Raw genomic sequence first — 13,796 nt, 5'->3', positions numbered from 1 at the left:
CTGCGATCGTAGTACGAAGTGGCCGGGGCGTTGTCAGCAGCCCGGCATCACAATGCGGCGCCATGAGCAGCCACCCGCCGCGCCGCTGGATTGCGCACCTCGACATGGATGCGTTCTATGCCTCCGTCGAGCTGCTGCGCTACCCCGAGCTGAAGGGGCTGCCGGTGGTCATCGGCGGCGGCCGGCGCCACCAGCCCGAGCGCCTGGCCGATGGCTCGCGCCGCTTCGCGACGCTGCAGCACTACACCGGCCGTGGCGTGATCACCACCGCCACCTACCCGGCGCGCGACCTCGGCGTGCACTCGGGCATGGGGCTGATGAAGGCCGCGCTGCGCGCGCCGCAGGCCATCCTGCTGCCCACCGACTTCGAGCAGTACCGCGCGTACTCGCGCCGCTTCAAGGCCGCGGTGGCCGAGGTGGCACCGGTGATCGAGGACCGCGGCATCGACGAGATCTACATCGACCTGACCGAGCAACCCGGCGCGCAGGACAGCGTGGCGCACGATCCCCACGGCGGCGTGCGCGCGATCGCGCTGGACATCAAGAACAACGTGCGGGGCGCCACAGGGCTGAGCTGCTCGATCGGCGTGACGCCGAACAAGCTGCTGTCGAAGATCGCCTCCGACCTGGACAAGCCCGACGGCCTGACCCTGCTGACGCACGAGGACCTGCCCGAGCGCATCTGGCCGCTGCCGGTGCGGCGCATCAACGGCATCGGGCCGAAGGCGGGCGACAAGCTGGCCGGCCTGGGCATCCACACCATCGCCGAGCTGGCCGCCTGCGAGCGGGGCTGGCTGGTGCAGCACTTTGGCCGCAGCTACGGCCAGTGGCTGCACGACGCCGCCCACGGCCGCGACGACCGGCCGGTGTCCACCCGCAGCGAGCCGGTGTCGATGAGCCGCGAGACCACCTTCGAGCGCGACCTGCATGCGCGGCGCGACCGCAGCGAGCTCTCCGGTGTGTTCACCGAGCTGGTCGAGCAGGTGGCGGTCGACCTGCAGCGAAAGGGCTACGTCGGCCGCACCATCGGCATCAAGCTGCGCTTCGACGACTTCAAGACCGTCACGCGCGACATGACCATCGAGCAACCCACCGCCGAGGCCAGCACCATCCGCCTGGCCGCGGGGCTGTGCCTGAAGCGGGTGGACCTGAGCCGGCGCATCCGCCTGCTCGGGGTTCGCGTAAGTGCGCTGCGGCGCGCGGCGCCGGCCACCGTGTCGCACTGAGCGCCGTCCCCAACCACTCCCCAGGAAGATCCGCACCATGCCCAAGACCTCGCTTGCCTGCGTCGCCGTCGCGGCCCTCACCGGCCTGCTGAGCTGTGGCCTGGCCTCGGCCGCCCAGCTGCAGGTCACCGTCACCACGCCCGACGGCAAGCCCGCCGCCGATGTCGCGGTGCTGGTGCAGCCCACCGCGGCCTGGCCGCAGCAGCCGCTGCCCGAGCCGGCCGTGATCGCGCAGCAGAACATCCGCTTCGTGCCCTTCGTCACCGTGGTGCCGGTGGGCGGCACGGTGCGCTTCGTCAACCGCGATCGCTACGACCACCATGTGCGTTCGCAGCCCGGCGGCCCGCTGGGCAACGTGGCGCCGGCCAAGGAATTCGAGTTCCGCATGGCCGCCATGAAGAACGGCAAGGAAGGGCCGCCGGCCGACCTGAAGCTGGAGGTACCCGGCAGCATCGTGCTCGGCTGCCACCTGCACGGGTCAATGCGCGGCCACGTGCTGGTGAGCCCCACGCCCTGGTATGCGGTGACCGACGACAAGGGCGTGGCCCGCATCACCAACGTGCCCGACGGCCAGGTGGAGCTGAAGCTCTGGCACCCCGACCAGCTGACCGACCAGGCCACCCAGCGGGTGCAGGCCGCTGGCGCGATGAGCATCGAAGCGCCCCTGAACTTCGCGCCGCGGCGCCGATCCGCCGCCCCGGCCTCCGGCTACGACAAGTACTGAACGCCGCTTCCACGGCCTGCTTGACGCCACGCAAGCCCTGCTGGGCCGGCAGCGGCTAGGCTGCACGATCCGCATTTCTCGCCCGACCGATGAGCACCCTTGCCTGGACCGACGACCTCGCGCTGCAACACCCGCAAATGGACCTGACCCACCAGGAGTTCATCGAACTGCTGGCCGCGGCCGATGCGGTGCTGGCACCGGGCCAGGAAGCCGCGCTGCTGGCCCGCTTCGACACCCTGGTCGCCCACACCATCGAGCACTTCGGCCAGGAGGACCGCTGGATGCAGGCCAGCGGCTTCGCGCCCGAGAACTGCCACAGCTTCCAGCACCAGGCCGTGCTGCAGGTGATGCAGGAATGCGCCCGCCGCGCCCGGCTGACCGATGCGCCGGACTTCGAGCCGCTGCGCATTGCCGTGCGCGAACTGGCGGTGTGGTTTCCGCAGCACGCGAAGATGATGGATGCCGCGCTGGCGCAGCACCTGGAATCCGTCGGGCTGGACATCGCCAGCGGCCAATGCGCACAGGCGCCGGCCGCCGGCGCCATCACCGGCTGCGGCGGCAGCAGCTGCGGCGGCTGAAGCCGCGGGGCTGCCGCTACAGTCGGCGGCCATGTCCGCCAAAGCCGTCCGCGCCACCCGGTTTCCGTCGATCGACGGCCTGCGGGCCTTCGAGGCGGCAGCCCGGCTGGGCACCTTCGAGCGCGCCGCGGACGAACTGGCCATCACCGCCAGTGCGGTGAGCAAGCGCGTCGGCACGCTGGAAGACCTGGTCGGCACGCCGCTGCTGCTGCGCACCGGCAAGACGCTGGCGCTCAGCGCCGCGGGCAAGGAATACCTGGGCCAGGTGAGCACCGCGCTGGGCATGCTGCAGGCCATGCCGCTGCACCAGCGCGCGGTGCAGCGCATCACGCGGCTGCGCGTGACCACGCCGCCCACCTTCGCGCGCCAGATCCTGGTGCCGCAGCTCGAGAGCTTCACGCAGGCGCATCCGCGCATCGAGCTCGAACTGCTGCTGTCGATTCCCTACCTCGACAGCTCGCCGCACGATGCCGACATCGAGGTGCGCACCGGCGCCGACAAGGGCGAGCTGCTGCTGGACGACCGCGTGCTGCCGGTGGCCGCGCCCGCGCTGCTGGCACGCCTGCCGCCGCTGCGCACGCCGGCCGACCTGGCGCAGGCACCGCTGCTGCGCTCGCCACTCGAGCCGTGGCTGCCATGGTTCCAGGCCGCCGGGCTGGACTGGCCCGAACCCGCCAGCGGCCCGCGGCTGGTGGACCTGGGCATGACGATGGAAGCCGCGGTCTCGGGCCAGGGCATCACGCTGGCCCGGCCGACGCTGGCGCGGCACTGGCTGACCACCGGCACGCTGGTGCCGCTGTTCCGCGTCACCTCGGCGGCGGCGAACCCCTACTACCTGGCCACCCACCGGCCCTCGGCCGCGACCGACGCCTTCGCGCAGTGGCTGCACGAGATCTGCGACACCGCACGCGCCCAGTCGGCCGCCTGGCTTTCCGCCCTGCCCTGACGAAGTTTCCGGCTTCGCCGCGGGCCGCGCCGCTAGCATCCGGGCTCACGAGGAGACGACAGCCCATGAGCACCGTGATCACCACCATCGAAGACCTGCGCGTGCTGGCCGAGCAGCGCGTGCCGCGCATGTTCTACGACTACGCCGATTCCGGCAGCTGGACCGAAGGCACCTACCGCGCCAACAGCGCCGACTTCCAGGGCATCAAGCTGCGCCAGCGCGTCGCGGTGAACATGGAGAACCGCAGCACCGCGGTGACGATGGTCGGCCAGGCCGCGAAGATGCCGGTGGCCATCGCGCCGGTGGGCCTGACGGGCATGCAGCATGCCGATGGCGAGATCCACGCCGCGCGTGCGGCCGAGAAGTTCGGCATCCCGTTCACGCTGTCGACGATGAGCATCTGCTCGATCGAGGACATCGCCGAGCACACCAGCGCGCCGTTCTGGTTCCAGCTCTACATGATGCGCGACCGCGACGCGATGGCCCGCATGATCGACCGCTGCAAGGCCGCCAAGTGCAGCGCGCTGGTGCTGACGCTGGACCTGCAGGTGATCGGCCAGCGCCACAAGGACCTGAAGAACGGCCTCACCGCGCCGCCGCGGCCCACGCTGCGCAACATCGTCAACCTGATGACCAAGCCGCGCTGGTGCTTGGGGATGCTGGGCACCCGGCGCCACACCTTCCGCAACCTCGTCGGCCATGTGAAGGGCGTCAGCGACATGAGCTCGCTGGCGGCCTGGACCAACGAGCAGTTCGACCCGCGCCTGTCCTGGCCCGACGTGGCCTGGGTCAAGGAGCGCTGGGGCGGCAAGCTGATCCTCAAGGGCATCATGGACGTCGAGGACGCGAAGCTCGCCGCGCAGAGCGGCGCCGACGCCATCGTCGTCAGCAACCACGGCGGCCGGCAGCTCGACGGCGCACCGTCGAGCATCTCGGCGCTGCCGGCCATCGTCGAGGCGGTGGGCGACAAGCTCGAAGTGTGGATGGACGGCGGCATCCGCTCGGGCCAGGACGTGCTGAAGGCCTGGGCGCTGGGCGCGCGCGGCACGATGATCGGCCGCGCGATGGTCTATGGCCTGGGCGCGATGGGCGAGGCCGGCGTCACCAAGGCGCTGCAGATCATCCACAAGGAGCTCGACGTGACGATGGCCTTCTGCGGCCACACGCAGCTCGTGAACGTCGGGCGCGACATCCTGCTGCCCGGCACCTACCCGCTGCCCTGAGCAAAGGTCCGCATTGGTCGCGGGGTAACACCGCGTTGTCGCGCGGCGGCGGTGGCGCGAGCATCGGCGATCGACCGATCCCCGATGGAGACACGACCATGACGCTGAACCGCCGCGCGCTGCTGAACACCACCGCCACCGCCACGCTGGGAGCGGTGGCCGGGTGCGCCCTGCCCGGCAACGCCGCCAACACGCCGAAGACGCCGTTCACGGTGGCCGACACCTACATCCCGATCGTCGGCAGCGACTTGGTGTTCCCGGTGCGGCGCATCTACTGCATCGGCCGCAACTACGCCGCGCATGCGCGCGAGATGGGCTCGGACCCCAACCGCGAGCCGCCGTTCTTCTTCCAGAAGCCCACCGACGCGATCCAGAACGTCGCGCCCGGCACGGTGGCCGACCACCCCTACCCGACGCTGACCAAGAACTACCACTACGAGGTGGAACTGGTGGCCGCGCTGCACCAGGGCGGCCGCAACATCGACCCTGCGCAGGCGCTGTCACACGTCTACGGCTACACCATCGGCCTGGACATGACACGCCGCGACCTGCAGCGCGCGATGGGCGACGAGAAGAAGCCCTGGGAGATCGGCAAGAGCTTCGACCGCTCGGCGCCGCTGGGCCCGCTGCACCTGGCCAGCCAGATCGGCCACTTCACGCAGGGCGCGATCTGGCTCAAGGTGAATGGCCAGCTCAAGCAGAACGCCAACCTGAAGCAGATGATCTGGAGCGTGGCCGAGCAGATCAGCAAGCTCAGCCAGGCCTTCGAGCTGCAGCCCGGCGACATCATCTATTCCGGCACGCCGGAGAACGTGGGCCCGGTGGTCAGGGGCGACGTGATCGACTGCCACATCGACGGCCTGCCGAACCTGGGCATCCGCATCACCTGAAGGCAGCGACGGGCGCGCGCTACTCGGCGTCCAGCGCCATCAGCCCTTCGCGGATGGCCCACCGGACGATCGCCGCCGTATCGGCCAGCGACAGCTTCTGCATTGCGCGGTGGCGGTAGCTGTCGACTGTCTTGGGCGAAAGATGCAGCGCCGACCCTATCGCCGCACTGGTGCGGCCATGTGCGGCCAGCGCCAGCACCTGGCGTTCACGCGGGGTCAGCGGCGCGGGCCCCGCGGAGGCCGCGGCCATGCCCTGCAGGGCCAGGTCGGCCTCGGTCAGCCCCAGGAATCGCTCGCCGCGTTGCGCGGCCTCAATCGCGGCCATCAGCACCGGTGCGCGCGAACCCTTCAGCACATAGCCACAGGCGCCATGCCGCAGCGCCGCGGCCACGTCCGCGGCGCGCTCGGACATGGTGATCACGACAGCCCGGGCAGTGACGCGGCGCCGCTGCAGCTCCACCAGCAGTTCCAGCCCCGAACGCTCGCCGAGGTTGAGGTCGACGAGCACCACATCGGGACTGCTGGCAACGACCCCGGTCAGGGCCTGCTCCAGCGTGCCGGACTCGCCGACGACGATGTGGCCGGCCCGTTCGACCATCGCCCGCAGTCCGTCCCGGACCAGGGCGTGGTCGTCGACGAGAAATAGACGGATCATGGTGCCGGCCCTCCCGCAAGCAGGCGGATGGACCCCATTCTTCCGCGACCGGCAGGCGCCGTCGAGACGCCCCGCGTGCCCCCCCCCGCCTCGGCTCAGGCGGCTCGGGTCCAGTCGGTTTGCCTGGCCGACCACCTCAACTGCACCTGCGTGCCGTAGCTGCGATAGCACCGATCCAGCCGCTTCGCCCGCTCGACCAGCTCGTCGGCGCCGCCGATGGCGGCATGGTGCCGCAGCAAGGTCTGCAGCGCCAGCTCGATCAGCTTGGCGTTGAGCGAATGCTCGGCGTGCGCCAGCAGCTCACTCACCGCCTGCCTGGGTCGCCCCGCCACGGCATGGGCCACGGCCGCCTCGGCCTGGTCGCACACCCGGCCATGGCTCTGCCGTACCAGCTGCGCCAGCGCCGGCACCGCCTGGCAGGCACGGCACAGCAACTCGCAGCTGGTGCGCGACACCGCGAAGCGATCCGCCAGTGTGCGCACCCAATCCTCCAGCCCGTCGGGCCGTAGCTCGCGCGACACCAGGCGCGACAACAGTGACAGCAGGTTGCACGCCGCCTCGAACTCGAAGTTGGACTCCTTGAGTTCGCACACCGCGCACTGGGTGGTCGCCATCGCATCCGCAACGCGCCTCAACTGCAGCTGCTGCAAGGCCTGCAGCACTTGCTCGAAGCGGCGCAGGCGCGCGCTCTGCGGCTGACTCTCGCGCATCGCGCTGATGCTGCGCAGCGATTGTCCGAGCCCGCGGGCGTCGTTCTGGTCGAACTGCAGGGCGCCCACCAGCACCAACGTCTGCATGTCGAACACCTTGGAGTGCATTCCCAGCGCCGCGGCACGCTGCAGCGCACGGGCCGCCTCCGCCGGATCCCCGTGGTAGAAGGCCAGCAGACCCAGCTTCTGAAGTCGCGCCACGCTGCCCGGCGTGAGGCCGCAGGCGCGGCGCAGAGCGTGCAGCGCCGCTTCCGGTTCGCCTTGGTCCAGCAGCACCCGGCCCATCACGTCGTAGGCGTCGGCGTAGCCCGGCTGGTCGTTGAGCAGGCTCTCCAGCGTGCGTCGGGCCTGCTGCACGCCACCAGCCTGGTACTCGGTCCGGGCATAGCCCAGGCGGGCCCAGGGCAGGGCGTGCGTCGAGAGGATGGCCTCGAACAAGGCCATCGCGCGGTCCATGCGGCCCAGCCGCAGGCACAACTCGGCCCCGATGCGCGCGGCATTGAGCCAGTTCGCCGCGCGGGCAGTCGAGCGGGCTTCGCAGGCCGATAGCGCCTGATCGAAGCGGCCATCCTCGATGTGGTCGATCACGTCCCTGAGCTCGAGCTTGCGACGCATCGCCTGGAGAATGCGATCGCGCAGCGCCGTCACCGTGTGCGGCTTCAGCAGGTAGGCATCGAGTGCAGCCTCGGCTGCCTCGGCCACGTGGGCGTAGGCAGCCTCGCTGGAGATCATCACGACCACGGTCGACAAGGGCAGCAACTGCGCGAGCCGCAGATCGTCCATCAGGTCCTGGCCGGTCATCGGCTGCCCGTCGAAGTGGTACTCGCAGATGATGATGTGGAAGTGGCGATGCTCGATCAAGCGGCGGGCGTCCTGGGCGCGGCTGGACTGCGTGACGCTGCCGACTCCGAAGTCGCGCAGCATCGCGGCAAGCACCGATCGAGAGGCAGGATTGCCATCGATCACCAGGGCATGGCAGCGCTCCAGCGCAAAGCCCCCGCGTGGCGCCAGGGGCCAGAGCGCCACAGGCGCCGCCGGGGCGGTCGCGCTCATCGCTCGCCCCCGGCGAAGGCCGATTCGCGCTCGGCCCGATGGCGCCGCATCGCGCCGTACACCCGCTCGGCCGCCTGCACCTGTGAGACCGACACCGCCAGGCCCACCACCATGCTGCAACCATCGCTGGCGCCACGCTGCATCGGCGCGAAGACCGTGCGCATCCACAGGCCCGCGCCATCGGCGCGCAGCCACTTCAGTGGCGCGGACCAGACAAGCCCATCATCCAGCATGACCCAGACATCGCGCAGCACCTGCGGCGGCATGTCGGGATGGCAGCAACTGCGCAGCGGCCGATCGGCGCAGGCCTTCGCCCCGAAGCCCAGCGCCCGACGCATGTCGGCGTTCGCATGCGTGATCCGGCGGGCGGCATCGAGGGTCATCACGCAGACGAGTCCCGGTGACACGGTGACGAACGGATTCGCTGCGAGGGGGCGGTCGGCAAGCGTCGGCATGGGACTCCGGGCGGGTTCGACGAAACAGGCGCACGCCGGTCGTGCGCATGCCACCTATGTCGGCCATCCGCCGCCGCGCGAGTTGTGGGGACGTCTTGATCCGACAGGCCAGGATTCCGCTCGATCGCACCTGGTACGCACGACCCGGACGCGCCACCCGTCGGACCACCGGCATGGCGTCACTGCATATCGTGCGCTAGGATCAGCCGTAGCACGGGCCTGGCTGGATCCCCGAGGGTCCCACCACCAAGGGAGGCACTGATGCAAGTTGAAGACCGTGACCCGGACGCGCTGGTGCTGGTGCATGACGTGGCATCGGGTGCGATGCGCCGGCGCGCGGTCGTGGCGATGGGGGCGTCTTTGGCGGCCCTTGCGGCCCTCGCCCCGATTGCGACCCGACCCCTGGCGCCGGTGCCGGGCTTCGTGCCGGTCTACGAGTCGATGCTGATCTTCGGCGACGTGGTCACCGCGCTGTTGCTGTATGGACAGCACCGCATTCACCGGCACATCGGCGTCGGCCTGCTGGCCTGCGGCTACCTGTTCACGGCACTGCTGGCATCCGTGCATCTGTCCAGCTTCCCTGGCCTGTTCAGCCCGGATGGCCTGTTGGGCGCTGGCATGCAGAGCACGGCCTGGCTGTTCATGTTCTGGCACGGCGGATTCCCGCTGTTCGTGATCGGCTTCGCCCTGGCAGGTGAACGCACCGCCCGGCGCCCCTGGTCGGGGCACGTGGTGACAGGGGTGGCATGCGCTTCAGTGGCGGGGCTCGCTGCACTGGCAACCCGGGGCCAGGACTTGCTACCGCCGATCATGAGCGGCAGCCGCTACACCCAGGTGATGCCTGTGGTGGTGGGCACCGTGTGGATCACCTGCCTGCTCGCGCTGGCGATGTTGTGGCGCATTCGCCGCCGCCAGGTGCTGCACCTGTGGCTGCGCGTGGTGATGGTGGCCTGGATCTGCGACATCGGGCTGTCGGCGCTGTTCAACGGCGGGCGCTTCGACCTCGGCTTCTACGCCGGCCGGATCTTCGGCCTGCTCGCGGCCAGCTACGTGCTGATGGAGTTGCTGGTGGAGCACGCGCGCCTGCACCAGCACGTGGTCGAGCTGCACCGCGCCGAACGCGAGCGGGTCGCCGAGCTGGCCCAGGCCCGCGACGCGGCGCTGGCCGCCGACGAGGCCAAGGGGCGCTTCCTGGCCAATACGAGCCACGAGATCCGAACGCCGATGAACGCGATCCTCGGCCTGACCCACCTGGCGCTGGACACCGCGCTCGACGCCCGGCAGCGCGACTACCTCACCAAGGTGCAATCGGCCTCGAAGGTGCTGATGCGGCTGCTGGACGACATCCTCGACTACTCGAAGCTCGAAGCGGACAAGCTGCGCCTGGAACACGAGATGTTCGAGCTCGAGGCCTTGTTGGACGACGTCGCCAGCCTGCACTCCGCACGCGCCGAACAAGCCGGACTGGCGCTGCTGGTCGACCTGCCGCCCGGCCTGCCCCGGCGCCTGGTGGGTGACACGCTGCGCCTGTCGCAGGTGTTGAACAATCTGGTTGGCAATGCGATCAAGTTCACCGAGCGCGGCGAAGTGCTGCTCGGCGTCGAATCGCTGGGCCAGGACGGGCCCGGCGCGCGACTGCGCTTCTTCGTGCGCGACACCGGCATTGGCATGTCACCGGCGCAGCTGGCGCGCCTGTTCGCACCCTTCACGCAGGCGGACGAGTCGACCACGCGGCGATTCGGCGGCACCGGTCTGGGCCTGGCCATCAGTCAGCGACTGGCCCGCATGATGGACGGCGAAGTGAGCGTCGTGAGCGCGCCGGGCCAGGGTTCCGAGTTCAGCATGACGGCCCGCCTGGCGTTGCCCGCCCAAGGCCTGGACGAACCGCTGCGCGGGCCGGAGCGCGGCCTGCGAACCCTGCTGATCGATCCGCACGACACCTCGTCACGCATCCTGAGGCAGATGCTCGAATCCTGGGGCTTCCCGGTCGCGCCGGCAGACTCGGCCGCCGCGGCGCTGGCGCTGCTGCATCAGGCCGAAGCCGACGGGGCGCCGTTCCAGCTGGTGCTGCTCGATGAACGCACGACGGCCATTGCCGAGGAAGGCGGATTGGCGCACAAGCTGCGGCGGGCCACCCATCCGGCCCGCCTGGAACGGCCGTCGATCATGATCCTGGTGTCGGCCTCCAGCATGGAGCGCACGCTCGCTCTGGCCGGGGCCATCCCCACCGACGGGGTGCTCACCAAGCCGATCACGCCCTCGCGCCTGATGGACGCCATCGTGCTGCTCGAGCGCGGCGTGCCCGGCACCAGCCGGCCCCCGACTTTGCGGGCCGACGCGGCGCACGAGGGGCTTCACGGCCTGCGCGGTGCGCGTGTGCTGGTCGCCGAGGACAACCCGGTCAACCAGGAGGTGGTTCGTGAACTGCTGCGCCGCGCCGGCTTGAACGTGGTGGTGGCCGGCAACGGCGTCCAGGCGCTCGAGTACCTCGAAGCCGAACGGTTCGATCTCGTGCTGATGGACGTGCAGATGCCGCTGATGGACGGCCTGCAGGCCACCCGCCTGCTGCGCCGCCTGCCCCATTGCGCCGGGGTACCGGTGCTGGCGCTGACCGCCTCGGCCTTTGCGCAGGACCGTCGCGAATGCCGCGAAGCCGGGATGAACGGCCACCTCGCCAAGCCGATCGACCCGGCCGAACTGAACGCTGCGCTGCTGGCTTGGATCGCCCCGCGAATACCGGACCCCGAGCCGGGGGCGCCGGAGCCAGCGAACGATGGCATTGCGCGCGGCATGCTCGATGCCGATGCGCTCGCCGGGCTGCTGCCGGCGGTGCAGGTCCGCGCTGCGCTCGACCGCCTGGGCGGCGACATCACGATGTACCGTCTGCTGCTGGCCACCTATGCCAGCCAGCATGCCGCCGACCCGGCCATGATCGGCCAGAGCCTGGCAATGCGCGACAACGCCGCGCTGGCGCGCCGCGCGCATGCACTGGCGGGCGCGGCATCGATCCTCGGCTTCGGCGAAGTGGCCCGGCTCGCCAATGTCCTGGCGCAACCCACTGACGGCCGACCTTCGCAAGATCGGGCCTCGCAGGTTCATGCGCTGACCGAAGCGCAAGCCCACGTCATTGATCAGCTGGCGCGTCTGCCGCCGCCGCGACACGAGGCCGAAAGCGATGCCTGAATGGGCCGAACATCGGCGGCGCGGGGCACCCCCACGCGTCGGACTCGGCGCCCGGCGGTCGACGCAGGAAATAGTCCAGGTCCTGGGATGGTCGGGACTGGGCGCCGGCGCCGGCCTGATGCCCTCGTCCCGCGGCACGTTCGCGATCCACGGCGATGTCACTCCCGATGTTGCAGAGCCCTGTTGGCCTTGGTGCTTGCATCGACAACTGCGCCGCCTACCAAAGCACACGAGCGTCGGGAATTCTTGTCGGCGCGTGCGAGGATTCGGCTGGATCGCAGGCGGGTGCTGATGAGGCACCGCGGGCAACCCGACCCCGGCATCACGGCACGGCCCCGGGCAGCGCCCGCAGCGCGGTCTGCAGCGCGGCAATCGCGTGGCGCACCTTGGCCGGTTGGGTGTCGCGCTGCGGCACCACGGCCCACACCGGGGTCGAAGCGAGCTGCCAGTCGGCGAGCAGCGGCACGATGCGGCCGGCGCGCAGGTCGTCGTCGGCATCGGGCCGCACCAGCAGCGCCAGGCCCAGGCCGGCGGCGCACATCTGCCCGATCGTCAGCTGGTTGTTGCTGACGATGCGCGGCTCGACGCGGATGCGCTCGGCCTCCTGCGGCCGGCCCGCGCGCTGCAGCTCGATCGGGAATCCGCCGGCGCCGGTCTCGTGGCCGATCCATTCATGCATTAGCAGGTCGGCCGGCGCCTGGGGTGTGCCGCGTTGCGCCAGGTAGGCCGGCGCCGCGCACAGGACCCACTGGAAGCTGCACAGCCGCCGCGCCACCCAGCTCGAATCGGCCAGCCGGCCGGCGCGCAGCGCCAGGTCGATGCGCGCGTCGATCAGGTCGATCATGCGGTCGTCGACCACCAGCCGCAGCGTCAGCGCCGGGTGCCGGGCCAGCAGCGGCGCCAACGCCGGCGCCACGTGGCGCGCGAAACCCACCGGGGCCGAGATGCGCAGCTCGCCCTCGAGCGTGTCGCGCGAGCGCTGCATCTGTTCGCGCGCGGCCTCGGCCGCCTGCACCACCGCCAGGCAATGCGCATGCACGCGCGCGCCGACCTCGGTGAGTTCGAGCTTGCGGGTCGAGCGGTGCAGCAGCGTCACGCCATGCGCGGCCTCCAGCGCGCGCACGCGCTGGCTCACCGCCGAGGGCGTCATCGCCAGCTGGCGCGCGGCCGCGCTCATCGACCCCTGGCGCACCACTTCGGCAAACACGGCCATGGCCTGCAGGTCGTCCATCTTGAAGATTGGCTTCAAAGACATTGCGATTCCAGCCGTCTAGTCGGCCGATTGTGAAGCCAGGATCATCTCGCCATCGCATCAACCCGCGTTGGAGAACGAGATGAAAGTCGCCCTGATCGGCGCCACCGGCTTCGTCGGATCGGCCCTGCTGAACGAACTGCTGCAGCGCGGACACACCGTCACCGCGCTGGTGCGCGACCCCGCCAAGCTGCCAGCCCGCGAAGGCCTCGGCATCGTGCAGGCGGATGTGTATGACGCAGCCCAGGTGGCCCAGGCCGTCGAAGGCCATGACGTGGTGCTGAGCGCCTTCAACCCCGGCTGGAACGACCCGGCGCTGTACGAGCGCTTCACCGCAGGCCACCGCGCCATCGTCGCCGGCAGCAAGCGGGCGAAGGCGCCGCGCCTGCTGGTGATCGGCGGTGCCGGCAGCCTGTTCGTGGCACCGGGCGTGCAGCTGGTCGACACGCCGGCCTTCCTGGACCACGTGCCGCCGAACATCGTGCCCGGCGCGCAGGCCGCGCGCGATGCGCTGACCGAGCTGCGCAGCGAGACCGCGCTGAACTGGACCCTGGTGTCGCCGGCCGCGATGCTGCAGCCCGGCCAGCGCACCGGCCACTACCGCCTGGGCGGCGAGCAGCTGCTGATGGACGGCGACAAGCCGGCCAGCATCTCGGTGCAGGACCTCGCGGTCGCGGTGGTCGACGAGCTCGAGACACCGCGCCACCCGCAGCAGCGCTTCACCGCCGCGAACTGATCGCCCTCATCCGCCGAAGCCATCGCCCGGCGAGGGCAGCGGGGCCTGCCCCACGAGCTCGACCAGGAAGTCCGCCAGCGGCTTGTCGACGTTGTCGGGCAGCGCGGCCAGCGCGCTGGCGGCCTCGTAGGTCCTGGAGCCGATCTCCCAGCGCTCGATGCTGAC

At 70.5% G+C, this 13,796-nt stretch carries 12 protein-coding genes; 8 read left to right on the top strand and 4 right to left on the bottom strand.

What is annotated here, in order from left to right:
- The first annotated feature begins 62 nt into the window (after nt 1-62).
- The 6 genes from dinB to ACILR4_RS05330 all read left to right on the top strand — a co-directional run bounded on the left by dinB (nt 63) and on the right by ACILR4_RS05330 (nt 5,587).
- Entirely contained in the window at nt 63-1,226 is a 1,164-nt protein-coding gene (gene dinB, locus ACILR4_RS05355; RefSeq protein ID WP_395699805.1) for a DNA polymerase IV, read from the top strand.
- Nucleotides 1,227-1,263: 37 nt separating this feature from the next.
- A complete protein-coding gene (locus tag ACILR4_RS05350; RefSeq protein WP_395699804.1) occupies nt 1,264-1,950 on the top strand; it encodes a plastocyanin in 687 nt (228 codons plus the stop codon).
- A gap of 89 nt (nt 1,951-2,039) precedes the next feature.
- Entirely contained in the window at nt 2,040-2,528 is a 489-nt protein-coding gene (locus ACILR4_RS05345; RefSeq protein ID WP_395699803.1) for a hemerythrin domain-containing protein, read from the top strand.
- 31 nt (nt 2,529-2,559) lie between these two features.
- Entirely contained in the window at nt 2,560-3,474 is a 915-nt protein-coding gene (locus tag ACILR4_RS05340; RefSeq protein ID WP_395699802.1) for a LysR substrate-binding domain-containing protein, read from the top strand.
- 65 nt (nt 3,475-3,539) lie between these two features.
- Nucleotides 3,540-4,697: an L-lactate dehydrogenase gene (locus tag ACILR4_RS05335; RefSeq protein WP_395699801.1), complete on the top strand. Its 1,158-nt coding sequence runs from the start codon at nt 3,540-3,542 to the stop codon at nt 4,695-4,697.
- A 98-nt stretch (nt 4,698-4,795) separates the two neighbouring features.
- Nucleotides 4,796-5,587 carry a fumarylacetoacetate hydrolase family protein gene (locus tag ACILR4_RS05330; protein ID WP_395699800.1) on the top strand — a complete coding sequence of 264 codons (792 nt, stop codon included), beginning with the start codon at nt 4,796-4,798 and terminating at the stop codon, nt 5,585-5,587.
- Nucleotides 5,588-5,606: 19 nt separating this feature from the next.
- Here the strand turns inward: ACILR4_RS05330 and ACILR4_RS05325 are convergent, their stop codons facing one another.
- The 3 genes from ACILR4_RS05325 to ACILR4_RS05315 all read right to left on the bottom strand — a co-directional run bounded on the left by ACILR4_RS05325 (nt 5,607) and on the right by ACILR4_RS05315 (nt 8,460).
- Entirely contained in the window at nt 5,607-6,242 is a 636-nt protein-coding gene (locus ACILR4_RS05325) for a response regulator (RefSeq protein ID WP_395699799.1), read from the bottom strand.
- 95 nt (nt 6,243-6,337) lie between these two features.
- Nucleotides 6,338-8,005: a response regulator gene (locus ACILR4_RS05320; protein ID WP_395699798.1), complete on the bottom strand. Its 1,668-nt coding sequence runs from the start codon at nt 8,003-8,005 to the stop codon at nt 6,338-6,340.
- Nucleotides 8,002-8,460, bottom strand: a complete 459-nt coding sequence (locus ACILR4_RS05315; RefSeq protein WP_395699797.1) for a PAS domain-containing protein — start codon at nt 8,458-8,460, stop codon at nt 8,002-8,004. The genes ACILR4_RS05320 and ACILR4_RS05315 overlap by 4 nt, the downstream gene beginning before the upstream one ends.
- Before the next feature lie 261 nt (nt 8,461-8,721).
- Between ACILR4_RS05315 and ACILR4_RS05310 the strand changes: the two genes are divergently transcribed.
- A complete protein-coding gene (locus tag ACILR4_RS05310; RefSeq protein ID WP_395699796.1) occupies nt 8,722-11,643 on the top strand; it encodes a response regulator in 2,922 nt (973 codons plus the stop codon).
- A 322-nt stretch (nt 11,644-11,965) separates the two neighbouring features.
- Here ACILR4_RS05310 and ACILR4_RS05305 read toward each other — a convergent pair whose 3' ends face one another.
- The gene (locus ACILR4_RS05305) at nt 11,966-12,898 is read right to left on the bottom strand and encodes a LysR substrate-binding domain-containing protein (RefSeq protein ID WP_395699795.1); all 933 of its coding nucleotides are present in this window, start codon (nt 12,896-12,898) and stop codon (nt 11,966-11,968) included.
- Nucleotides 12,899-12,977: 79 nt separating this feature from the next.
- On the opposite strand from ACILR4_RS05305, the gene ACILR4_RS05300 reads away from it, so the two are divergent.
- Nucleotides 12,978-13,631, top strand: coding sequence for an NAD(P)-dependent oxidoreductase (locus ACILR4_RS05300; RefSeq protein WP_395699794.1), 654 nt, complete (start codon nt 12,978-12,980; stop codon nt 13,629-13,631).
- The last annotated feature ends 165 nt before the right edge of the window (nt 13,632-13,796 follow it).

This window comes from Aquabacterium sp., assembly GCF_044226965.1.
In the GTDB taxonomy this organism is placed as follows: Bacteria; Pseudomonadota; Gammaproteobacteria; order Burkholderiales; family Burkholderiaceae_C; genus Pseudaquabacterium.
The sequence above is the reverse complement of the archived record's forward strand: the minus strand, read 5'-3'. Positions and strand labels throughout refer to the sequence as shown.